The organism is Zavarzinia sp. CC-PAN008, from assembly GCF_051903925.1.
GTDB lineage: Bacteria > Pseudomonadota > Alphaproteobacteria > Zavarziniales > Zavarziniaceae.
Map to the genome: position 1 here is coordinate 3,231,260 of NZ_CP173678.1, position 21,587 is coordinate 3,252,846.

Annotated in this window: 18 protein-coding genes; 6 read left to right on the forward strand and 12 right to left on the reverse strand. The window is 71.5% G+C overall.

Translation table 11 applies throughout. The annotated features are described in order from the left end of the window. Positions 1-2 precede the first annotated feature (2 nt). On the forward strand, positions 3-782 hold the full coding sequence (locus ACI6GS_RS15210) for a glutathione S-transferase family protein (RefSeq protein WP_439814302.1): 780 nt from the start codon (positions 3-5) through the stop codon (positions 780-782). On the opposite strand, the gene ACI6GS_RS15215 is transcribed toward ACI6GS_RS15210, so the two are convergent. The 10 genes from ACI6GS_RS15215 to ACI6GS_RS15260 all read right to left on the reverse strand — a co-directional run bounded on the left by ACI6GS_RS15215 (position 769) and on the right by ACI6GS_RS15260 (position 11,498). Further along, positions 769-1,620, reverse strand: a complete 852-nt coding sequence (locus ACI6GS_RS15215; RefSeq protein ID WP_439814303.1) for an aldose 1-epimerase family protein — start codon at positions 1,618-1,620, stop codon at positions 769-771. The genes ACI6GS_RS15210 and ACI6GS_RS15215 overlap by 14 nt on opposite strands. Next, complete coding sequence (locus tag ACI6GS_RS15220; protein WP_439814304.1) at positions 1,617-2,879, reverse strand: nucleotidyltransferase domain-containing protein; 1,263 nt, start codon at positions 2,877-2,879, stop codon at positions 1,617-1,619. Before ACI6GS_RS15220 ends, ACI6GS_RS15215 begins: the two co-directional genes overlap by 4 nt. Then, on the reverse strand, positions 2,876-4,621 hold the full coding sequence (locus ACI6GS_RS15225; protein ID WP_439814305.1) for an ABC transporter ATP-binding protein: 1,746 nt from the start codon (positions 4,619-4,621) through the stop codon (positions 2,876-2,878). Before ACI6GS_RS15225 ends, ACI6GS_RS15220 begins: the two co-directional genes overlap by 4 nt. 12 nt (positions 4,622-4,633) lie before the next feature. Then, positions 4,634-5,152 (reverse strand): lasso peptide biosynthesis B2 protein, encoded by a 519-nt coding sequence (locus ACI6GS_RS15230; protein WP_439817976.1) that lies wholly within the window; start codon positions 5,150-5,152, stop codon positions 4,634-4,636. A gap of 100 nt (positions 5,153-5,252) precedes the next feature. After that, complete coding sequence (locus ACI6GS_RS15235; protein WP_439814306.1) at positions 5,253-6,797, reverse strand: acyl-CoA synthetase; 1,545 nt, start codon at positions 6,795-6,797, stop codon at positions 5,253-5,255. Positions 6,798-7,110: 313 nt separating this feature from the next. After that, positions 7,111-8,325 (reverse strand): CaiB/BaiF CoA transferase family protein, encoded by a 1,215-nt coding sequence (locus ACI6GS_RS15240; protein WP_439814307.1) that lies wholly within the window; start codon positions 8,323-8,325, stop codon positions 7,111-7,113. Beyond that, the gene (locus ACI6GS_RS15245) at positions 8,322-9,158 is read right to left on the reverse strand and encodes an SDR family oxidoreductase (RefSeq protein WP_439814308.1); all 837 of its coding nucleotides are present in this window, start codon (positions 9,156-9,158) and stop codon (positions 8,322-8,324) included. Before ACI6GS_RS15245 ends, ACI6GS_RS15240 begins: the two co-directional genes overlap by 4 nt. Before the next feature lie 78 nt (positions 9,159-9,236). Further along, complete coding sequence (locus tag ACI6GS_RS15250; protein ID WP_439814309.1) at positions 9,237-9,842, reverse strand: hypothetical protein; 606 nt, start codon at positions 9,840-9,842, stop codon at positions 9,237-9,239. A gap of 16 nt (positions 9,843-9,858) precedes the next feature. Next, positions 9,859-10,239 carry a hypothetical protein gene (locus tag ACI6GS_RS15255; protein ID WP_439814310.1) on the reverse strand — a complete coding sequence of 127 codons (381 nt, stop codon included), beginning with the start codon at positions 10,237-10,239 and terminating at the stop codon, positions 9,859-9,861. Between the two features lie 35 nt (positions 10,240-10,274). After that, a complete protein-coding gene (locus ACI6GS_RS15260; RefSeq protein ID WP_439814311.1) occupies positions 10,275-11,498 on the reverse strand; it encodes a DUF1513 domain-containing protein in 1,224 nt (407 codons plus the stop codon). A gap of 230 nt (positions 11,499-11,728) precedes the next feature. Here ACI6GS_RS15260 and ACI6GS_RS15265 point away from each other — a divergent pair, with 230 nt between their 5' ends. From ACI6GS_RS15265 to ACI6GS_RS15275, 3 genes are all read left to right on the forward strand, one after another. Then, positions 11,729-12,538 carry an SDR family NAD(P)-dependent oxidoreductase gene (locus ACI6GS_RS15265; protein ID WP_439814312.1) on the forward strand — a complete coding sequence of 270 codons (810 nt, stop codon included), beginning with the start codon at positions 11,729-11,731 and terminating at the stop codon, positions 12,536-12,538. Positions 12,539-12,666: 128 nt separating this feature from the next. Then, complete coding sequence (locus ACI6GS_RS15270; protein ID WP_439814313.1) at positions 12,667-14,382, forward strand: thiamine pyrophosphate-binding protein; 1,716 nt, start codon at positions 12,667-12,669, stop codon at positions 14,380-14,382. A 92-nt stretch (positions 14,383-14,474) separates the two neighbouring features. Beyond that, positions 14,475-15,965, forward strand: coding sequence for a peptidoglycan DD-metalloendopeptidase family protein (locus tag ACI6GS_RS15275; RefSeq protein WP_439814314.1), 1,491 nt, complete (start codon positions 14,475-14,477; stop codon positions 15,963-15,965). A gap of 9 nt (positions 15,966-15,974) precedes the next feature. On the opposite strand, the gene ACI6GS_RS15280 is transcribed toward ACI6GS_RS15275, so the two are convergent. Next, positions 15,975-17,120 (reverse strand): glycosyltransferase family 4 protein, encoded by a 1,146-nt coding sequence (locus ACI6GS_RS15280; protein WP_439814315.1) that lies wholly within the window; start codon positions 17,118-17,120, stop codon positions 15,975-15,977. Between the two features lie 4 nt (positions 17,121-17,124). Beyond that, the gene (rfaE1, locus tag ACI6GS_RS15285) at positions 17,125-18,573 is read right to left on the reverse strand and encodes a D-glycero-beta-D-manno-heptose-7-phosphate kinase (RefSeq protein WP_439814316.1); all 1,449 of its coding nucleotides are present in this window, start codon (positions 18,571-18,573) and stop codon (positions 17,125-17,127) included. A gap of 170 nt (positions 18,574-18,743) precedes the next feature. Here rfaE1 and asnB point away from each other — a divergent pair, with 170 nt between their 5' ends. Together asnB and ACI6GS_RS15295 are read left to right on the forward strand one after the other, a co-directional pair. Beyond that, on the forward strand, positions 18,744-20,702 hold the full coding sequence (gene asnB, locus ACI6GS_RS15290) for an asparagine synthase (glutamine-hydrolyzing) (protein WP_439814317.1): 1,959 nt from the start codon (positions 18,744-18,746) through the stop codon (positions 20,700-20,702). 15 nt (positions 20,703-20,717) lie between these two features. Next, a complete protein-coding gene (locus ACI6GS_RS15295) occupies positions 20,718-21,587 on the forward strand; it encodes a methyltransferase domain-containing protein (RefSeq protein ID WP_439814318.1) in 870 nt (289 codons plus the stop codon).

Sequence of the window (21,587 nt, forward strand, 5' to 3'; positions counted from 1 at the left end):
CCATGCTGTTCCTGTTCGACCATCCCGTCTCGTCCTATGCCCAGAAGGTGCGCATCGCCCTGCGCGAGAAGAACCTGGACTTTGACCGCGAACTGCCCGCGGGCCTGGGCCCGGGCGGCGCCACCGGCCGCTTTGTCGAGGCCAATCCCCGGGCGGAGGTGCCGGCCCTGATCGACGGCGACACGGCCGTATTCGATTCGACGATCATCCTGGAATACCTGGAGGACAAGTGGCCGGAGCCCGCCCTGCTGCCGCGCGAACCGGCGAAGCGGGCCCTGGCGCGCATGGTCGAGGACATGTGCGACACCCATTACGAGGCGGTGAACTGGGGCATTGCCGAGATCCGCTGGTTCGGTCGGGCCGAGGGCGACCTGGCGGAGCGCATGCTGGCCAGGGCCGCGGAACAGACGCGCACGGTCCAGGCCTGGCTGGCGTCCAAGCTGGGCCAGGGGCCGTGGTTCGGGGGCGCCACGTTCGGCTGGGGCGACCTCAGCGTGGCGCCCTATGTCAATCGGTCGGTGCACTATGGCTTTGGACCGGACGCCGGCTCGCCCCTGGCCGACTGGCTGGAGCGGGTGCGGCTGCGCCCCTCGGTCGCCGAGACCTTTGCCGAGTTCGAGGCGGGCGCCGTGATGGCGGCGGCCGGGGCGCAGCGCCTGCGCGCCGGCAATTTCCGGCGCGAGTACCGCGATCACCGCGTGGAATGGATGCTGAAATCGGGCGGCCTGAAGATCGTTACCGACGGCCTGGAGGCCGACAACATCCGCTTCAGCTGGCCCTGAGGGCCAGGGCGATGCGAAGGGTGAAGGTGGCGGCGGCGCCGGGGCCAAGGCGGCGCAGGCCGGGGTGATCGGCGGTCCCGGTCGTGCCGACATGGGCCGGGGTCCCCGCCCAGGGTTCGATGCAGAGGAAGGGGCTGCCCGGCCTGCTCCAGAGCGCGAGGGTGTCGCAGCCGCTCCAGCCGACGACAAGGGGCGGCAGGCCTGGCGCCCTGTACTGGACCTGGCCAAAGGGCACGCCCGGCACGATCAGGGCATCGTCGGCAAACCAGTCGCCGGGCAGCGCCAGCGCCGCGGGCACGCTTCGGGTGCGCGCGGGATCAAGCAGGCCGCCGCTGAGCAGCGTCGCCCGGGCGCGCTCGGGAAGCTCCAGCATGGCGCCCGGTGGAGCGTGCAGCGCCGGATGGAAGCCGAAGGTGAAGGGCATGGCCCCGGCGCCCGTGTTCGTGACGCGGACCGTGGTCGTGAGCGCGTCGGGCTCCAGGGCGTGGGTCACGTCCAGGCGGAAATCGAACGGATAGGCGGCGCGCGTTGCGGCGTCGGCCTCCAGGCGCAGGGAGCACGTCGCCTTGTCCCGCGTGGTCCAGGCGAAGTCGCGGTCGCGGGCAAAGCCGTGCTGGGGCAGGGCGATGGCGCCGCCGCCGGGCAGCGCCAGGCCGCCGTCGGGCAGGCGCCCGATGAAGGGAAAGAGGATCGGCGCGTGCCGGCCCCAGTGCGCGGGATCGCCCGACCACAGCACCGCCACGCCGTCGAGTTCGAGCGCGACAAGCTCCGCGCCGTGGGCCGCGATCCGGGCCCGCGCGCGGCCGTTGCTCAACGGGTGGGCCGTCGGTTCGGTCATCGCCTGCCTCCGTCGAGCCAGTCGCCCAGGGCGCGCAGCCTTTGCGATTCCGTGGCGGCGCGGGCATTGCGCCGGCTGGCCAGGTAGGCGGGCGCGCGCCGCGTGGCCAGGCGGTACCATTTGGGCAGGTACCAGGCATAGACCAGGGGCGAGGCGGCCGAGACGGGATAGGCCTTGGCAATCTCCGCCCGGGGCAGGAACACCTTGGCCCAGAGCAGGCGGAGCCGCGCGGCGAGCCCGCCTTCGCCCCGGAGGCGGGTTTCCAGGTTCACATCCTTGCGCGAGGCCATGTCCCGCAGGGTCAGGCGGACGGCGTCCCGCGCCTGGCGGTCGAGATCGGCACGCGCGCCGGAGTCCAGGTCGTCGGGCCAGGCGACAGGCACGCTGGGCATGAAGTGCTGCACCATGTGGAGGACCAGGAGCGCGCCGCGCCGCGTCCCGCTGCGCTGGGCCAGGGACCAGAACAGCGGCCAGTCGAGATGGTCCTGCTGCCGCTGGAGCAGGTAGCCGATGTCGCTGAAGGTCAGGGGGCCGTTGTCGAACTGGTGGTCGTAGGCGGCATGGATGACCAGGTGCAGCATCAGGTCGGCGACGCCCATATAGGTCAACTGCTCCGGCCCCAGCGGCAAAGCCTGAAGGCGCTGCCAGATGCCGGCCTCGTCCCCGCCGGCCTCGGCACTGCCGGGGGTGCCGGGCGTGTAGAGCCGGGCGTGCACCTCGATCCCGGTGGCGCCGGGCGCACGCAGCATGGGCAGGTGCTTGCCGGTGAGGAGGTTGGCCTCAAGGTCGCCATCCTGGCCAGGGGGCCGGGTGCAGCCGCCGGCGACCAGGACCTGGAACGCCTCGATCGTGCGCTCCACGGGGACCAGGATGTCTATGTCGCGCAACGGGCGCAGCGCCGGGTTGGGATAGGCGTGAAGCGCAAGATAGGCGCCCTTCAGCGCCACATGAGGAATGCCGGCGGCATCCAGCAGGCGATGCACGGTCAGCAGGTCGCGCTGCTGGCCCAGGCCGCGCATGAGCCCGGCGCGGAAGGCCTGGGCCAGCGCCTCCGCCACTGCCGCGGGGACGGGCAGGCCTGCGTGCTCATGCGTCAACCGCCAGTGCAGCAGCGGCGCCAGGCGGTGGTCGCGCACCATGGCCTGGATGCGCTCCCAATCGCCGTCGTCCAGCGCCTCCAGGCGGGCCGGGTCGACCGGCCGCTCGGGCGCGAGGAGGTCGAGCAGCAGGCCCTGCACCGCGTCCAGGGGCAGGCTCATGCAGCGGCCCCGCCGCTGGCCCGGGGTGCCACCTGGTCCCAGGTACCCTGGCGCAGGACCTGCCCATCGCCCAGGACCACGACCTGATCGGCATGTTCCAGGGTCGCCAGGCGATGGCCGATCAGGATCACGGTCAGATCACCGTGCAGCGTCTCGATCGCGCCGCGCACGCGCTGCTCGTTCTCCATGTCCAGCGCGCTCGTCGCCTCGTCGAGGATCAGCAGGGCGGGCCGGCGCAGCAGGGCGCGGGCCAGGGCCAGGCGCTGCCGCTCGCCGCCCGACAGGCGCAGGCCGCCATCGCCCACGACGGTGTCCAGCCCCTGGGGCAGGTCGAGGACGAAGTCGGCGGCGGCGCGGCGCAGGGCCTGGCGCAGGTCGTCCTCGCCCGCACCGGCTTCACCCCACAGCAGGTTGCGGCGGATCGTGTCGTTGAACAGGAAGACCTCCTGCGGGACATAGGCGACCGACCGGCGCCAGCGCTGGCGTGCGGGTCCGGTGACCGGCTGCCCATCGACCAGCAGGCCGCCGGCATCGGGGACCACCAGGCCCATCACGACGTCCGCCAGCGTGCTCTTGCCGGCGCCGGAGGCGCCGACGATGGCGGTCGTGGTGCGGGCGGGGAAGGCAAGCGTGACGCGGTCCAGGGCGCAGCGCTCCCGCTCGGCATAGCGGACGGTGACGGCGTCGAGCGCGATCGCCTGGTTGACCGGCCAGGGCGCCAGGTCGGCCGGGGCAGCCGGCTCGGCGGCGCCTTGCGCCTCCGCCACCAGGCGCTGGACCTGGCGGACTGCGGGCAGGGCGTGCAGCAGGCGGTGATAGTGCTGCTGCGCGGTCGAGAACATCGGGATCAGCCGGGCAAAGATGACGACCAGGGTCAGCAGTTCGGGCCCTGGCACGGCCCACAGCACCAGGCCCGCCCAGACATAGAGGGCGAGGGCGGCGGCACCGCCGACCTGGAACAGCGCCTGGGCCAGGCCGGTGCTGGCCTGGAAGCGCAGCACCTCGGCCCGGACGCGGGCGACGACATGGGTGAAGTAGTCCAGGTGGCGGCGCTCGGTGCCCAGGATCTTGGCCAGTTTCAGGCTGCCCAGGCTGTCCTGGATGCTGGCCTGCATGGCCTTGTTCGCGTCCCCCAGGCTCTGCCCCAGGGCCACTGCCTTGGCGTGCTGGCCCGACAGCGCAAGAAGGACGAGGCCGCCGCCGGCGAGCGCCACCAGCGTCATCTTCCACGACAGGGCCAGGGCCGCCAGGCCATAGGCCGCCATCATCGCCAGGGCGGCCAGCAGCGAGAGGCCGAAGGTAAGGCCGATGCCGACGCGCGCCGCTTCCGCCGTCAGCAGGTTGATGTGGTCGGACTGGCGTCGCGCCGTGGTCCAGCGCCATTCCGCACCCAGCAGGGCCGCGAAGCTGCGCGCCCGCAGGCGGTCGACCAGGCGGTATTGCAGGCGGGCGCTGGTCTGGTCGCGCAGGAACAGGATCGCCGCGCGCAACGCCACCAGGACCAGGAAGGCGATCAGCACCGTGCCCGTCGACAGGCCGAGGCCGACGCTGCCGAAGACCTGGTCAAGCCCCTGGACAAAGCGGTTGTCGCCCGCGCCGGCACCCTGGAGCAGGGCCAGCAGGGGGACCAGGAGCATGATCCCGGCCCCTTCGGTGAGGCCGGCCAGCAGCATCAGCGAAAGCAGGATCGCGAAGCGGGCGGGCGAATCCTCCCGCACCAGACGGACAAAGTCGGAGACCACGGGGCGCGCGGCTCAGGCCCGGCCCGGATGGGGGCCAGCACCGGCGGTGCGCAGGACCGGCGCCAGGGACGGCGCCAGGAAGCAGCCGACCGTCGTGAACTGGTTGAAGGAATAGCCGCCCGTGACCTGGACCCGGCCCGACGTCACCCAGGCATGGGCTTCCAGTTCGCTGCCCCCCTCGGCCCGGCGCACCCCGAAATAGAAGGCATAGGGCAGGCCATAGAGTCCCAGGAGCAGCCGCCCGGCGATCGCCTGGGGGAAGCAGTTGGAGGTCCAGGGCGTGTACTTCGCCGCCCGGCGCACGACGCGACCGATCAGGATCGCGCGACGCTCCTGGGCCGCGGGCAGCAATGGCAGCCAGGGACTGGCGCCCAGCAGCACGCCCAGCCGCGGCGCCAGCGTGCGGAACGGCACGACCAGGATCACCGCGCGCGCCAGGCCCAGCACGAGCCATACCGGGACGAACCAGCCCAGCTCGAACAGGGGCAGGCGCGTCGCGGTTCGGGCCTTGCGGACCAGGGTCCGGATCATGCTCACGGGTGCGGTTGCCTCCGTCCACGCGGCGGTGGGGTGGTGCAGGGTGCATGCCATGGCGGCCCGCCGCTCCGCAACCCCGCCGGCCGGAGCGCGCTCAGATCCGCCGGTCGTGACCCTCCCAATAGGGCTCGCGGATCTTGCGCTTGAAGATCTTGCCTGAATCCTCGCGCGGCAGGTCGGGGTGGAAGTCGACGCGCTTCGGCACCTTGTATCCGGCCACGTGCTGGCGCAGATAGGCGCGGACCTCGGCCTCTGTCAGGGTCTGGCCGGGTTGCGGCTGGACCACGGCGCACACTGCCTCGCCATATTCCTCGTCCGGAATGCCGAAGACGGCGCAATCGGCCAGGCCCGGCATCTTGTGCAGCTCCGCCTCGATCTCGGCCGGGTAGATGTTGACGCCGCCCGAGATGATCATGTCGCTGGAGCGGCTGCACAGATACAGGAAGCCGTCCTCGTCGAAATAGCCGACGTCGCCAGGTGCGATCATGCCCTGCCGGTCGGCCTTGCGCCGCTTCCCGTCGTCGCCGTGATAGGTGAAGTCGGTCATGCCGGGCAGGCGGCCGACAACCTCCCCCACCACGCGGGGGGCGACGTCGTTGCCATCCTCGTCGATCACGCGGACCTTGGCGAAGGGGAAGGGCTTTCCCACGGTGCCGGGATGGGCCAGCCATTCCTCGGCCGTGCAGAAGGTGACGTTCCCCATCTCGGTCGAGCCGTAGTACTCGTTGATGACGGGTCCCCACCACTCGATCATCGCCTTCTTGATGGGCGGCGAGACGGGGGCCGCGGCGTGCGCCACGAACTTCAGCGACGACAGGTCGTACTTCCGCTTCACCTCCTCCGGCAGCTTCAGCAGCCGGTTGAACATGATCGGCACCATGTTCAGGTGGGTGATCTTCTTCTCCTGGATGACGCGCAGCAGGTCCTCCGCGTCGAACCGGGGCAGGACGTGGACATTGGCACCCAGCCGGACCGAGAAGTTGGAATGCGCGTTTGGGGCCGAATGGTACATCGGCCCGACGACCGCCGTCGTGATCGCCGAAGGATTGTCGAGGTATTCCGTGAAGCCGTAGGACGCGGCGAGCATCCTGCTCGCGGCAGCCTGCTGCTCCGGCGACGCGGCGGGGCGCTTCACCCCCTTGGGCCGGCCGGTCGTGCCGGAGGTGTAGATGATCGTGCTCGGGATCTCGACCGGCGGCAGGTCGCGCGGCGCGAAGCCGTCCCGCCAGGCGTTCCATTCCTGCAACCCCTCGGGGATGGTGCAGGCGGCGGGGGCGATGCCATAGGTCTGCTGCACCTCAGGCGGCGTTGCCGCGACCAGGACGGTGACGGACGGCGGAATGACGCGGGCAATGGCGGGCAGCAGGTCGGCGTGGATCACCAGCACCTTGACCCCCGAATCCTCCAGCAGGTAGCGGGCCTCGTCCTCCGTGTAGTGCCAGTTGACCGGCACGGCATAGGCGCCCAGCGCGCCCGCCGCCATGCCAGCCTCGAAATAGGGCAGGTCGTTGCGGAGGTAGAGGGCGACGCCATCGCCCGGCCCGACCCCCAGCGAGGCAAGGCCGCTCGCCGCGCGGGCGACGCGCTGCTGGAGCTGCTCCGTCGTCAGGACGCGGTCGCCGCAGAAGATCTGGCCCATTGTGTCTCCTCCCTGGAGTCTTGTTTGGGCCGATCCTAATCCGGTTTGCGCTTTTGGGGCAGGTTGCGGTCAATGCGACCGAAGATCCAAGCCGCATTTGCTGCAGACTTTCTCCGGCTTGATCGGATCCAACACCCAGGAGCCATGCCTTCGGAGAACACACTTACGACATCTGGGGCAAGCGATGCTGAGCACCCAAAAGCTACCAATTGCAACAAATACAAATAACCACAAAGGCGACCTGCCGTAGCCCAACACAATAAAACCTAGAACTGGAAATCCCAAATACCAATACAAAAAGTAGATCCAGATTTTAGTTTTGATTTTCATTACGGACTACCCCGCGCGCGATCAGGTCGGCGATCTCGTCTGCCGCGAAGCCCGCCTCCGCCAGCACCTCCACGCTCTGCTCGCCGACGAGGGGCGCCGGGCTGTGCACGGCGGCCGGGGTGGCGGCGAAGCGGGTGGGGGGGCGGACATAGCGGATCGGGCCTTCGGTCGGGTGCTCCATCTCCTGGAACAGTCCCGATGCCTTGAGTTGCGGATGCTCCGGCAGGTCGTCCAGGCCATAGATGGGCATGGCCGGGATGTCGGCGCGTTCGCAGATCGCCAGCCATTCCGCCGTGGTCCGGGTCGGCCCAAGGTCCAGCATCGTGGCGTAGAAGCCGCGCACCGTTTCCGCATGCCGGGTGCGGTCGGCGGAATCGAGCACGGCGAGCAGGTCGGGGCGCGCGATCTCGCGGAAGAAGCGGCGCCAGTGCTCGGCCGTGTAGGGCAGCATGCAGATATGGCCGTCGCTGGTGCGCGCCGGCTTGCGCCCGCCGCCCAGCAGGCGGCTGTAGCCCGCGGGGGCAGGGGCCGGATTGAAGGTCAGGCCGCCCAGGTGCTCGACCAGGACGAAGGCGGCGACCGTCTCCAGCATCGGCACCTCGACATGCTGGCCCTGGCCGGTGCGGGCCTTGTGCACCAGGGCGGCAAGGACGGCATTGGCGACCGCCATGCCCGCCGTCTTATCCGCGACCAAGGTTGGCATGTAGTCGGGCTCGTCCCGCCCCAGGCTGGCCAGGGCTGCCAGGCCGCTGCCCGCCTGGATGATGTCGTCGAAGGCCGGCTTGTCGGCATCCGGTCCCGCCTGGTCGAAGCCGGTCGCCACGCAATAGATGATGCCGGGATTGATCGCGGCGACCGCGTCATAGCCGAAGCCCAGCCGCTCGATCGCCGCCACGCGCATGTTGTGGACCAGCACGTCGGCGCCAGCGATCAGGCGGCGCAGCACCTCCGCCCCCTCGCTGTTGCGCAGGTCGAGGGCCAGCGAGCGCTTGTTGCGGTTCAGGGCGAGGAAGATCGAGCTCATGCCCGGATGCAGCGACACGCCATTGCCGCGCATCATGTCGCCCTGCGGCGGCTCCACCTTGATGACGTCGGCGCCATAGTCGGCCAGGACCTGGGTGCCCAGCGGCCCCAGGACGACAGCGGTCAGGTCGAGGACGCGGATGCCCTTGAGCGGGCCGGAGGGCGTGCCGCTCATGACCGCTTCGCCCGCAGGGCGGCCCATTGGTCGTCCGTCCAGGCCAGCAGGTCCTCCGCCCCCGACTGGCGCAGATGCAGGCCGCCGTCGATCGTCACCATCTCGCCATTGATGTAGCCGGCCATGGGCGAGACGAGGAAGGCGGCGAGGTCGGCCAGTTCGTGATGCTCGCCGACGCGGCCCAGCGGGTTGCCGGGCGCGTGCTTCTGCGCCGGCGATTCGCCGGGGCGCAACTGCTGCCAGGCGCCGGCAGTGGGGAAGGGTCCGGGGGCGATGGCGACGAGGCGCACCCCCTTTGGCCCCCATTCGACCGCCAGGCTGCGCGTCATCGCCAGCAGGCCCGACTTCGCCATGGCGGACGGCACGGTGAAGGCGCGGCCCGTCAGGGTCGAGGTCGAGAGGATCGAGAGGACGATGCCGGGATGGCGCGCGCCGATCCAGCGCTTGCCGGCCGCCAGCGTGCAATAGAGCGCGCCGTGCATCGAGGTGTTGAGGATCGCATCGGCCGCGCGGGCCGACAGGTGCTCCGTCTGCGCGATGAAGTTGCCGGCCGCGTTGTTGACGAGCACGTCCAGCGGGCCGTCCTGCCAGATCCGCTCGGCCAGCGCCTCCACGGCGTCGGGGTCGCGGATGTCGCAGGGCAGGGCGGTGACGGGCCGGCCGCTTTCGGCGGCGATCGCGGCGGCCGTCTCGTCAAGGACGGCCTGGCGCCGGCCGCACAGGATGAGCGTCGCGCCCAGGCCGGCGAAGCGCCGCGCCATGGCGGCACCCAGGCCCGTGCCGCCCCCGGTCACCAGGATGCGGCGATCCTTCAACAGGTCGGGCAGGAACATGGGGCACCTCCTCGCGCACGGGGAGGCGGATCATGCCCCGGCCCCCGGCGGCATGCCTAGGGGCCGGTTGCACGGTGCTCAGTGGCTGCCGCCACCCCCGCCGCCGCCGCCACCACCGCCCGGACGGGGGCGCGAGGGCCCGACCGTGCTGCGGCGGCTGGCATAGTCGTCCTTCCAGTCGACGTTGCCCGGCCGCAGCGGCCAGACGCTGTCATCGCTGGAGATGGTGGTGGGGCCCAGGTAGTTGTCGGAGGTGTAGGTCTTCAGCGTCTTGCCCGTCCGGTCGTCGACGATCTTGACGACCGTATAGGTGTGGACGCTGCCGACGCCCGGCACCCAATAGCCGCCCAGCGTGCCGACCTCGGCCCGGACGCCTGGCATCTTGCCCTGGGCCGAGACGTTCTGGAGGTTGGCGGCGACCGAGTCGGCCCGCTTCTCCGAGGCCTCGACGCAGGAGCCGCCATTGGGGACCTGTTCGATGATCGAGGAATCGCCCGTCGCCGTCGTGCCGGTGCGGATCGCATCCTCGATCGCCGAATAGTCTGGTGCCGGCGGCGGCGGGGGTGGCGGGGGCGGTGCCGATGCGCCGGGATTGCGGTTCCAGACGTCGTTGTAGTCGGATTCGCAGCCGCCGATCAGGGCCGCCGTGGCCATGAGGGCAATGGCCAGGAGAGAAGGCTTCAAGACGGGACCCCTGTTCCTAGCGGACGGTGCGGCGGGTCAGGGCGAAGGCGCCCTGCGACGGGTAGGCGGGTCCGCCCTCGAACGTGACGAGGACGCTGTCGCCCTGGACCTGGAGCGCCAGGGCCGGAATCACGCCGACGTCGATGGGGTGGCCATTGGCCGTGGCGAAGGTGAGCAGAGCCCCGACATTGGCCGGCCAGGACTGGTGGGCGTCGTGATAGGCGAACAGCGCGGTTTCCAGCTGCTTCAGCGTGGCGCCGATGGCCCGGGCTTCCGCCAGGGCGGCGGGGTCACTGGGGGCGACGGCCGCCGGCGCGTCCTGCGCCAGGCTGGGCACGCCCCCGGATACGGTGGCGACCAGGATCGCCAGGGCTGCTGCGAGATGTCGGTTGCGCATGGTCGTGCCTGTGCTGGGACGATGGTAGGGCTGGGTCAGGCGGCCACGATGTGGCTGTGGCGGAACAGGGGCAGGTCGTAGCGGGCGCCGGGCAAAGCCCGGTGGCTGCCACGCTGCATCAAGCGCAGGCCGGCCAACTGACCGGCCACGGCATAGCGCTCCCCATCGGGCAGGAGGGCGATGCCGCAGGGCGCCACCAGGCCATGCTCGGCAATGCCCAGCACCTTGAGGCAGCGGCCGTCCGCCGCGTCGAACACGGCCAGCGTGTCGATGGACGGGAAGGTCGCCAGCACCTGGCCCGCGCGCGGGTCGTGCACGATGCTGATCCCCTGGCGTGCCGCCAGCCCGCCGGCCAGCGGCATGGGCTGCGTCGAGCCACCGGCAAGGCGCAGGGGCGGCGCGTCCAGATAGGCGATGCCGGGATCGGCGGTGGGGTCCTGCTCGAACGCATCGGCGGCGACGACGCGCGCCATGATCGCGAAGACGGCGTCCTCGGTCGGGACCAGGTGGCGGACCTCGCCCAGGGCGGGCGGCAGGTCGTAGCGCTGGACCAGGCGGCCGCTGCCCAGGTCGACGATCGTCACGGCGGGGGCGACCACGCGGGGCACCACGACACGGTCGGGCGGCGGGGCGGCGCTGCCGTAATTGGCAACGGCGACGTGCCCCCGGGGCGTCAGTCGCAGGTCGTGCGGTCCGATGCCATGGGCGGGCAGCGTGTCCAGCACACGCAGCGTCAGGGGATCGCGCACGCTGAGCAGGCCGGGCAGCGGGTCGCCCGGGGGAGCACGCTCGGCCACCAGGACGCTGCCATCGGGCAAGGCGAGGGCATGGCCGCCAAAGACCCAGCCCGGCCGCGCGGGCTGCGCCATGGCGATGAGGTCCAGCGTCGTGGCGTCGAAGGCGACGGTGCGCGGCGCGTTCATGCCGACGAACACGCCGACGCCGCTGGCGGGTGCGATGGCGATGGCATGGCCGCGCAGCGGGAAGGCTGCGCGCCGGACCGCCCCGCTGTCGAGCGAGACGCTGGTGATCAGGGTGGCCGGCCCGTCCTGGTCGGCGCGCAGGGCCATGACGGTGGCGGGATCGTGCAGGACGGCGCGGCCGTCAACGGTCGCCGAGCGGGCGTTGTAGCCGGGGATCAGGACGCGCCCGGCCGGTGCCGCTGCCCGCGCGGGTCCGCTGCCCCGCGGCAGGACTAGGGCGCCCGCGGCGAGGGCTGCGGCCTTCAGCACGGTGCGGCGCGAGAGTGTCTGTTCCATGGCGAGGAGCGTGCCCCGGCCGGGCCGCGCCGGCATTGCGGCAGGTCAACAGCGTTATGTGAACGGCACCGCGCGCGCCGTTGCGCCGGGTTCAGCCTTGTCCTATCCCTTAGGACGCGTCCTAGGCATCGTGTGGCTGCATCACCGTCGCCGCGAACTGGGGCATGATCAGCCGTGAATCACGGACGCCCGCGCGGGCGGACCGCAGAAAAGACCGAGGGAGGAACGGGATGGGCAAGCTGGACGGCAAGGTTGCAATCGTGACCGGCGCGGCGCGGGGCCTGGGGCGCGGCTATGCCCGGCACCTGGCGAGCCTGGGCGCCAAGGTCGCGGTCAGCGACCTGAACCTGCGCTCCTACCAGGAGTTCGAGGCCGAGGCCCACGCCATGACGGGCGATTCGACCGTGGACGAGATTCGCAGCGGCGGCGGCGATGCGCTGGGCTTCGAGTTCGACATCGGCGACCGCGACCAGGTCTTTGCCATGGTCGAGGACGTGAAGAAGCAATGGGGCCGGGTCGACGTCCTGGTCGCCAATGCCGGCGGCGGCCGCGGCAAGCCGGCGGAGACGACGGCGACGCTGGTGCCGCCCGACCTTCTGGAACTGGTCACCCGCATGAACTTCTATGGCACGGTGCATTCGTGCAGCGCCGTGGCACCCCACATGAAGGAGCAGCGCAGCGGCCGCATCGTCACCGTTGCGTCCTATGCCGGGTCGGTCGCGGGGATCGGCGGCGGCTATGCCCATTACGGGGCCAACAAGGCGGCGATCGCCCACTATACCCGCTACCTGGCGCAGGAACTGGGGCCGTTCGGGATCAACGCCAACTGCATCGCACCCGGCGTCATCGCCACCGCACGCATCGTCCAGCTGGTCGGCGGCAATGCCGGGGGCAACAAGGCGGCGGAGGACATCGCCGTGCGCCGCTTTGGCACGGTCGAGGATTGCGCCAAGGTGATCGAGTTCCTGGTGACGGACCTGTCGGACTACGTGACCGGCGCCCTGATCCCCATCGACGGCGGCTGGAACCGCGCGGGCTGACGTTTTTCCGCTCATCCCCGCGCAGGCGGGGATCCAGAGTCCCATGCGCTGTCCCTGCGGCCCCTGGGTCCCCGCCTGCGCGGGGACGAGCGGTGCGAGGGGAGCGCCAGACAATCATGAGGGAGCCCATGACCGCGCAACCGCTGCTGACCGAAAAGACGAAGACCGCCGATGCCGTGCTCCGGGTGCTGGAGGAGGCGGGGATCGAGATGGTGTTCGGCATGGCCGGTGGCCATACCGGCCGCATCTTCGTGGCCCTGGCCGGGCACCAGAATACGATCCGGACCCTGATGGTGCGGGAGGAATCGCTGGCGGGCGTGATGGCGGAGGTCTATGGCCGCCTGACGCGCAAGCCTGGCGTCATCATCGGCCAGGGGCCCTGGGTCCTGGGCAACGGCCTGATCGGCACGATGGAGGCGCTGCTGTCGTCCAGTCCCATGCTGCTGCTGACCGATTTCAGCGACAGCCCGGGCTACAACCTGCATGGTCCCTACCAGGCGGGTGTGGGCGGCTATGGCGTGTGGGATGCCCGGGCGGCGTTCGGCGGCGTCACCAAGGAGGTGTTCGAGGCGAACGACCCCGTGACCGCGGTGCAGGCGACGCAGTTCGCGATCAAGCACGCGATGAGCGGGCAGCCCGGCCCGGTCGCCGTGCTCTATGGCCATGATGGCCTGGCCGGCTCGATCCAGCCGGAGACGCGGCCCCGGCTCTATGCGACCGGGCCCTATCTGCCCGTGGCGCCGCCGCCGGCCGACCCGGCGCGGGTGACCGCGGCCGCCCGCGTCATCGCCAAGGCGAAGCGGCCCGTGCTGATCGCCGGCAACGGGGTGCGCATCGCGCAGGCCTATGAGGCGCTGGCCGCCTTTGCCGAGGAGGTCGGCGTGCCGGTGGTGACGACGGCGTCGGGCAAGGGGACTTTCGCCGAGACGCATCCCCTGGCCCTGGGCGTGTTCGGCACGTTCGGGATCCCGGCGGCCAATGCCTATGTCGCGTCGGCCGACCTGGTGATCGCGGTGGGCAGCAAGCTGGGTGCGTCCGACACGGCACGCGCCAATCCTGCGCTGCTGGACCCCGCGCGGCAGACCTTCATCCAGGTGGAGGTCGAGCCGCGCAATGCCTCGTGGACGTTCCCGGCCGACCATGTCCTGATCGGCGACGCCGCGCGCGTGCTGGTTCAGCTGCGCGAGGCGTTCGAGCCGGACGCCAGCCGGCGCGAGGTGGCGGAGGGCTTCGTCGCCGCGGCGCGCGCGGACCATGGCTATTTCGACGTGCCCGCCTATGCCTCGGACGCGGCGCCGATCCTGCCCCAGCGGGTGATCGGCGAGCTGCGGGCCAACCTGCCGGAGGATTCGATCGTCACCTGCGACGCGGGCGAGAACCGCATCCTGATGACGCATTTCTACCAGACGCAGGGCCCGGGCGGCTTCCTGCAGGCGGCGGGCGCCGGGCCGATGGGCTTTGCCATCCCGGCAGCGATGGCGGCCAAGCTGGTCCATCCGGAGCGCGCGGTGGTCGCGGTGTGCGGCGATGGCGGTTTTGCCATGACCATGAACGGCCTGATGTCGGCGCTGGAGCACAACATCCCGATCGTGGTCGTGATCTTCAACAATCACGCGCTGGGCTGGGTCCTGCACGGCGGCGGCCCCTTCGCGGCGGAGTTCAACGACTTCGACCACGCGGCCATCGCCCGCGCCATGGGCTGCAACGGCGTGCGGATCAGCGATCCCGCCGACCTGGGCGCCGCCATACGCGAGGCGATTGGCGCGGGCAAGCCCACCGTGATCGACGTCCTGACCTCGCTCGACGTGTCATTCCGCGACGTGACCTCGCCGCTCGCGCTGTAGTCGCGGGCGCGCGCGGAGACACCCGGAATTAACCAATGCGGGGACTAATGGGCGGCATCCGGTTCCGTGTTGCCGTTCGAGGGGTGTCTCCGTTGCGCATCGCCCACGTCCTCCTCGTGGTCCTGATGGCCATGGCCTGTGCGACGGCGCCGGCGCGCGCCGAAAGCGGTGGCGGCAGCCTGGCCATCGACACGCATGACCATGCCTCGGCCCAGATCCAGGCGATCCATGCCTCTGTCGTGCGCAGTGCCGCGACGCTGGGCGCGCCCGTCGGCACGATGACCAGCCAGGCGGTCGCCGCCACGCGCTTCCAGTATCCGCTGCAGTTCACCCCCACCGCCCAGGGCTTCGAGGGGGAGGGGATCAGCGGCCATGTCGACCTGGACCCCGGGCCCAAGGTGCGCGACTTCAATTGCGGCACCCGCACCTATAACGGCCATACCGGGACCGACTTCGTGCTGTGGCCCTATGGCTGGAACACGATGGACCGCATGGCGGCGCGCGTCGTGGCGGCCATGGGCGGGGTCATCGTGCAGAAGCGCGATGGCGAGTACGACCGCCAGTGCAGTTCGGCGACCAGCGCCGCCGCCAATTACGTGGTCATCCGGCATGACAACGGCCTGCTCGGCTATTACTGGCACCTGAAGCGCGGCTCGGTCACGACCAAGGCGATCGGCGCCCGTGTCGCGCTGGGCGAGGCGATCGGCTTTGTCGGCTCGTCCGGCCAATCGAGCGGGCCGCACCTGCATTTCGAGGTGCGCAACGCCGCCGGCGCCGTCATCGATCCCTATGCCGGCGCGTGCAATCCGGGCGCCAGCCGCTGGACCCACCAGAGCCGGCCGGCCGATCCGGCGATCCTGCGCATCGCCACCCACTCCGCCGCACCCCCCAGCACGCAGGACCGCTGCGCCAACCCCGCACCGCACTATGCCAACCGCTTCAACCCCGGGGCCACGATGTACGCCGTGGTCTATCTGCGCGACCAGGTGCCGGGCTATGTCGTGTCGGTGGCGGTGGTGCGGCCCAACGGGACCATTGCCTCGACCTGGCAGACCGGCTCCCCCGCCAGCGGGGTGTCGCCGCTGCAGTACTGGTACGCCTCCTACCTGATCCCCGCGGGCGCGCCCGCGGGCGAATGGCGGATCCGCGCGACCGCCGCCGGCCGGACGATGGAGCAGACCTTCTGGGTCGGCGCGGGCATGCCGTCGAACACCACGATCGCCGCGACCGCGCTGGCCAGCCCGGTGCGGACGGTGAAGGCGGGCGCCAGCGCCGCGTTCGACATCACGCTGAAGAACACGACCGGCTCGACCGCCATCGGCTGCCGCCTGTCGCTGGGCCGGCCGATCAATGGGGTGGTCGATTTCCACGCCCTGGCCACCACGGGCCTGCCGGTCGCCGGCGGCCTGAACCGCGCGTTCACGATCCCGGCCCTGGGCAGCGTCACGGCGCGCATCCTGGTCACCCCACGCGTCGGCTTCAGCGCCGACGCGGCCGAGTTCCCGGTGCTGGCCAAGTGCACGAACAGCAACACGGCCGCGTTCAGCCGGACGACGACGCTGCTCACCCTGACCGGGGGCTGAGCCCGAGGCTCAGGCGTCCAGCGCCTGGCGCCACAGGGCGACGGTCGCGGCCACCACGCTGTCGGTGCCGAAATCGCGCGCCGCCAGCGCACGCGCGCCCTGGCCCAGCCGGGCGCGCAGGTCCGCGTCGTGGGCCAGGCTGGCCAGCGCGTCGGCCAGCGCCATGGCATTGCCCGGCGGCACCAGCAGGCCGCTCTCGCCGGGGCGCGCGATCTCGCGGCAGCCGGGAACGTCGGTCGCGACCAGGGGCAGGCCGCTGGCCGCCGCCTCGATCAGCGTCTTTGGCACGCCCTCGCCCCCGCGGGAGGGCAGCAGCGCCACGTCCATGTCGCGCCAGAAGGCAGGCATGTCGGCGACCTGGCCGTGCCAGGCGACCCCCGACAGCGAGGCCCAGCGGGTCAGCGTGGCGGCATCGAAACTGGCCAGGTTGGCCGGATCGGGCTGCCCCGCCAGCACCAGCTCGACCGCCACCCCGCGTTCCTGAAGTTCCTGTTGAGCGGCAATTGCCGTGTCTATCCCCTTGATCTGCAACATCCGAGCGGCCAGGCCGATGCGCAAGGGTCCGGGCCTGCGCGGTGTCACGCGCGGCGCATACTCGTCCAGGGCCACGCCCGAGCCATGGACCAGCGCGATGCGCTCCGCCGGCATGCCGGCCATGGCGGCGATGGTGCTGCGGTCGTCGGGGTTCTGGACCAGGATGCGGTTGCCCGGCCGGCCCAGCGTCAGCCGCAGCAGCGGGCGCAGGACCGCGCGCAGGGCACGGGCCTTGGCCGTGTCGGCGGTGAAGGCATAGCCCAGGCCCATGACCGCGTTGACGCATGGGGTGCGGCCCGCCGCCAGCGTGCCGAAGATGCACGGCTTCAGCGCGACATGGTGGCAAAGGGCCGGACGCTCGCGGCGATAAAGGGCGCGAACCTCGCCCAGGGCGCGCAATTCGGCCAGGGGGCCATTGAGGCCGCGGCTCCAGCGCAAGGGTGCGACGCGGGCACCGGTCGCGGCGATGACGTCGCCATGGTCCGCGACCCGCGTGGCGACCACGACGTCGAAGCCAAGGGCGACGGCGGCGCGGGCCAGCGGCAGGCGGTGGGAGGCGAAATACCAGTCCTCCGTCACCAGGAACAGCAGGGTGCGCCCCTGGCCGAAGGCGGCAGCCATGGCGTCAGCCGGCGGTGGCGCGCTCGACCAGGCGGGTTGTGCTGTGGCCCTCGACCAGTGGCACCAGCACCACTTCGCCGCCATGGGCGCGCACGAAGGGGGCGCCGACCACCTGGTCCTCGCGATAGTCGGCGCCCTTGATCAGGACATTCGGGCGGATCGCCTCGATCAGCTTCAGCGGCGTGTCCTCGTCGAAGAAGGTGACGGCATCGACGCTGGACAGGGCGGAAAGCACGGCGGCGCGGGCGGCCTGGTCCTGGATCGGGCGCGAGGGCCCCTTCAGCCGCCGGACCGAGGCATCGGAATTGAGACCGACCACCAGCCGGTCGCAGGCGGCCCGCGCCTGGGCCAGCAGGCTGACATGGCCGGAGTGCAGGAGGTCGAAGCAGCCATTGGTGAAGCCGACGCGCAGGCCCTGGCTGCGCCAGGCCTGGATCCGCTGGCGCAGGCGCGCGGGGCTGAGCAGGCCGCCACTGTCGGCGTGCAGGACCTCGCCCAGTTCCTCCGGGCTGACGACGGCGGTGCCGCGCTTGGCCACGACCAGGCCGGCCGCCGCGTTGGCCAGCCGGGCGGCGGTGGGCAGGTCACCGCCGCAGGCCAGCGACAGGGCCAGCACGGCGATCACGGTATCGCCCGCGCCAGAGACGTCGAACACCTCCCGCGCGGCGGCGGCCAGCGCCAGGGGCGGGCCGTCGGTCGCCAGGCGCATGCCCTGCTCGCCCATCGTCACCAGGACGGCGCCGATGCCGGTCTGCGCGCGGACGGCCTGCGCCGCGGCGTCGACCTGGGCGCCGGTTTCGGCGGCAAGACCGGTGCCCAGGGCCAGTTCGCCGCGATTGGGCGTCAGGACATCGACACCACGATAGCGGGCGAAGTCGCGGCTCTTTGGGTCCGCGATGATGGGCTTGCCCGCGGCCGAGGCGGCGGCGATGACCGCGCCCAGCACAGGATCGGTCAGCACGCCCTTGGCATAGTCCGAAAGCAGGACCAGGTCGCACTTGGGCAGGGCCTCGACCACGGCGGCGATGACGGCATCGGCCTGGGCGTCCACCGGCTGCGCCGTCTCGCGGTCGGCCCGCAGCAATTGCTGGCCGGCGACGAAGCGCGTCTTGCAGGTGGTGGGCCGGCCGGGATCGGTGACCAGGTGGGGGTCGATGCCGGCCTCGGCCACCAGCAGCGCGTTGAGGGCGGCGCCGTCGCGGTCGCGGCCGATCACGCCGACGACGATCGCCTGGCCGCCCAGGCTGGCGACGTTGCGCGCGACATTGCCGGCTCCGCCGCACATCTCCGTCTCGCGCTCGACGGTCAGGACCGGAATCGGCGCCTCCGGCGACAGGCGCTCGGCCCGGCCATAGACGAAGCGGTCGAGCATGACGTCGCCCACGACCAGGACCGTTGCCTGCGGAAAGCGGGCAATGAGATCGTGCAGGCTATGGTCCTGGCTGCGCAGCATGGGTCTGTCCTACCGTCGTGCACGGTCGTGCGGCAAGAGGTGCAACGGGTAGCATGCTTGCAGCGGCGACGCCTTTCTGATCCAGTCCCGGACCGTGACCAAAGTGCGACAGTCCGTGCACCTGCCTGCCATGTCCTTGACCATGCCGCCGACCATGGTGTGATCGCGCCATGTGCGGAATCGCAGGCTTCCTGGATGGCGGAACGCGCGCGCCGGACGCGGTCGCGGCGCAGGCGGCGGCCCTGAATGCCGCCCTGGTCCATCGCGGACCGGACGGCTCGGGCCTGTGGGCCGATCCCCAGGGCGGCGTGGCGCTGGGCCATTGCCGCCTGGCCATCGTGGACCTGACCGAGGCGGGGGCCCAGCCCATGCTGTCGCGCTGCGGCCGCTATGCGCTGACCTATAATGGCGAGATCTACAACGCGCCCGAGCTTGGCGCCGAACTGGCGGCGCAAGGCGTGCCGTTCCGCGGCCATTCGGACACCGAGGTGCTGCTGGAGCTGATCGTCCGCGACGGGCTGGAGGCAGCGCTTGCCCGCGCCAGCGGGATGTTCGCGGTCGGCCTGTGGGACCGTCGCGAGCGAACCCTGACGCTGGCCCGTGATCGCCTGGGCATCAAGCCGCTGTACCTGGCGCACCTGGGCGACGGCCTGGCGTTCGCGTCCGAGATGTCGGCCTTCCTGGGCCTGGCCGGGCGGCGCTGGACGCTGAACCGGGCCGCGGTGCAGGACCTGGTGACGCTGGCCTATATCCCGGCCCCGGCCGCCATCCTGGCCGAGGTCGAGAAGGTCGAGGCCGGCTGCCTGGTCGTGGCGCAGGGCGGGCGGGTGGTGGCACGGCGGCGCTGGTGGGCGCTGGACGCCGCGATCCAGGAAGCCCGCGCGGCGCCCGCGCCGGCTGACGAGGCAGCACAGCTGTCCCGCCTGGAGGGCGTGCTGGAGGCGGCGGTGAAGCGCCACCTGATCGCCGACGTGGCGGTGGGCAGCTTCCTGTCGGGCGGCATCGATTCGAGCCTGGTCACAGCCTATGCCGCCAAGGCGCGGGGCGGGCGGATCGCCACCTTCACCATCGGCTTCGACGATCCCCGGTTCGACGAAAGCCCCCATGCGGAGGCCATCGCCCGGCACCTGGGGACCGAGCACCACACGCTGCGCGCGACGGCCGACGATGCCCTGGCGATCGTGCCGGACCTGGCCTGGATCCATGACGAGCCGTTCGCCGATGCCTCGCAGATCCCGACCGTGCTGCTGAGCCGGCTGACCCGGCGGCATGTCACGGTCGCGCTGTCGGGCGATGGCGGGGACGAGCTGTTCGCCGGCTATGCCCGTTATCCCTGGGGCCTGCGCCTGGATCGCTGGCGCCGGCAGCCGCGGCTGGCCCGCCTGGCTGTGGCGGGGGCACTGCGCGCCATCGGTCCCGGCGGCTGGGACCGCCTGGCGCGCCTGGTGTCGCCCGCGCTGCGCCATGCGGGGGAGAAGTCGGCCAAGCTGGCCAATACCCTGGCCAGTGCCTCGCCCGCCGCCGTCTATCTGGCGCTGGTCAGCCACGCGCCGGACGGCCGCACGCTGCTGGACCGTCAGGCAGGCGGACCGGCGGAGCGGCTGGCCGGCCTGGCCCAGACGTTCGTGGACCCGCTCGACCAGCTTCAATATGTCGACAGCCGCCTGTACTTGCCGGACGACATCCTGGTGAAGGTCGACCGCGCAACCATGTCGACGGGGCTGGAGGCACGCGTGCCGTTCCTGGATCCCGCCGTGCTGCACGCCGCCTGGGGCCTGCCGCGCGGCCTGAAGCTGGCCGAGGGCAGGGGCAAGCTGGCCCTGCGCCAGCTGCTGGCGCGCCATGTGCCCCAGGCCCTGTTCGAGCGGCCCAAGACAGGCTTCGCGGCGCCGATCGCGGACTGGCTGCGTGGCCCCTTGCGCCCTTGGGCCGATGCCCTGCTGGCGCGCGAGGTCCTGGCCGCCGATGGCGTCTTCGACGCGGCGCATGTGGCCGCCCTGTGGGCCGAGCACAAGGCAGGGACCGCCAGCCGCCAGCACCAGCTGTGGCCGGTCCTGATGTTCCAGCACTGGGCGGAGCGCTGGCGCGACCGCCTGGACCTGGGCGGGCCTGCGCGCCTTGCCGCCTGACCGGATGGTGGTCCCGTGCTGAGGCGCCTGCTGGACCGGGCGTGGCCGGCCAAGATCGCGGCCAAGATCGTGCTGTCGCGCCTGCCGGTCGGCTATGGCCTGTGGCAGCGCCTGTCGCTGTTCCGGCACGGCGCGATGGACGATCCGGCCTATGCCATCCGGGTGTTCGAGACGCACCTGGAGCGCAGCGGGCTCAAGGGCCGGAGCGGCTTCACGGTGCTGGAACTTGGGCCGGGCGACTCGTTGGCCAGCGCCGTGATCGCCTGTGCCCATGGCGCCGCGCGCACCGTGCTGGTCGATGCCGGGCGCTTTGCCACGCGCGATGTCGGCTTCTATCGCGCCCTGGCCGAGGCGCTGCGCCAGCGGGGGCTGAACCCGCCCGACCTCAGCGGCGCCACGACGGTCGACGCGGTGCTGGCGCGCTGCCGGGCCGGCTACATGGTGGAGGGGTTGACTTCGCTCCGCGCGCTGCCGCAGGGGACATTCGACCTGATCTTTTCCCAGGCCGTGCTGGAGCACGTGCCCCTGGCCGAGGTTGATGCCGTCTTCCGGGAGTTCGCCAGGCTGCAGGCACCGGGTGGGATCGGCAGCCACCGCGTGGACTTCCGCGACCATCTGGCCAACGCGCTCAACAACCTGCGCTTTGGCGAAGGCGTGTGGGAGGCGCCGTTCATGACCCGCTCCGGCTTCTATACCAACCGGGTGCGCTGTGCCGCGATGCTGGAGGCAATGACCCGCGCCGGCCTTGAGCCGCAGGTGCTGGAGATCGACCGCTGGCCCAGCCTGCCGACGCCGCGCCGGGCGCTGGCCCGGCCGTTCCGTGACCTGCCCGAGGATGAGTTGCGGATCCGCTCGCTGGACGTGCTGTTGCGGCGGGCCGCGTGA

Bases quoted from the DNA above. Each gene is read 5' to 3' on its own strand.
- ACI6GS_RS15210 (WP_439814302.1), top strand. From the start codon at position 3: ATGCTGTTCCTGTTCGACCATCCCGTCTCGTCCTATGCCCAGAAGGTG.
- ACI6GS_RS15255 (WP_439814310.1), bottom strand. From the start codon at position 10,239: ATGCGCAACCGACATCTCGCAGCAGCCCTGGCGATCCTGGTCGCCACC.
- ACI6GS_RS15240 (WP_439814307.1), bottom strand. From the start codon at position 8,325: ATGAGCGGCACGCCCTCCGGCCCGCTCAAGGGCATCCGCGTCCTCGAC.
- ACI6GS_RS15265 (WP_439814312.1), top strand. From the start codon at position 11,729: ATGGGCAAGCTGGACGGCAAGGTTGCAATCGTGACCGGCGCGGCGCGG.
- ACI6GS_RS15215 (WP_439814303.1), bottom strand. From the start codon at position 1,620: ATGACCGAACCGACGGCCCACCCGTTGAGCAACGGCCGCGCGCGGGCC.
- asnB (WP_439814317.1), top strand. From the start codon at position 18,744: ATGTGCGGAATCGCAGGCTTCCTGGATGGCGGAACGCGCGCGCCGGAC.
- ACI6GS_RS15280 (WP_439814315.1), bottom strand. From the start codon at position 17,120: ATGGCTGCCGCCTTCGGCCAGGGGCGCACCCTGCTGTTCCTGGTGACG.
- ACI6GS_RS15230 (WP_439817976.1), bottom strand. From the start codon at position 5,152: ATGATCCGGACCCTGGTCCGCAAGGCCCGAACCGCGACGCGCCTGCCC.
- ACI6GS_RS15260 (WP_439814311.1), bottom strand. From the start codon at position 11,498: ATGGAACAGACACTCTCGCGCCGCACCGTGCTGAAGGCCGCAGCCCTC.
- ACI6GS_RS15220 (WP_439814304.1), bottom strand. From the start codon at position 2,879: ATGAGCCTGCCCCTGGACGCGGTGCAGGGCCTGCTGCTCGACCTCCTC.
- ACI6GS_RS15245 (WP_439814308.1), bottom strand. From the start codon at position 9,158: ATGTTCCTGCCCGACCTGTTGAAGGATCGCCGCATCCTGGTGACCGGG.
- ACI6GS_RS15270 (WP_439814313.1), top strand. From the start codon at position 12,667: ATGACCGCGCAACCGCTGCTGACCGAAAAGACGAAGACCGCCGATGCC.
- rfaE1 (WP_439814316.1), bottom strand. From the start codon at position 18,573: ATGCTGCGCAGCCAGGACCATAGCCTGCACGATCTCATTGCCCGCTTT.
- ACI6GS_RS15235 (WP_439814306.1), bottom strand. From the start codon at position 6,797: ATGGGCCAGATCTTCTGCGGCGACCGCGTCCTGACGACGGAGCAGCTC.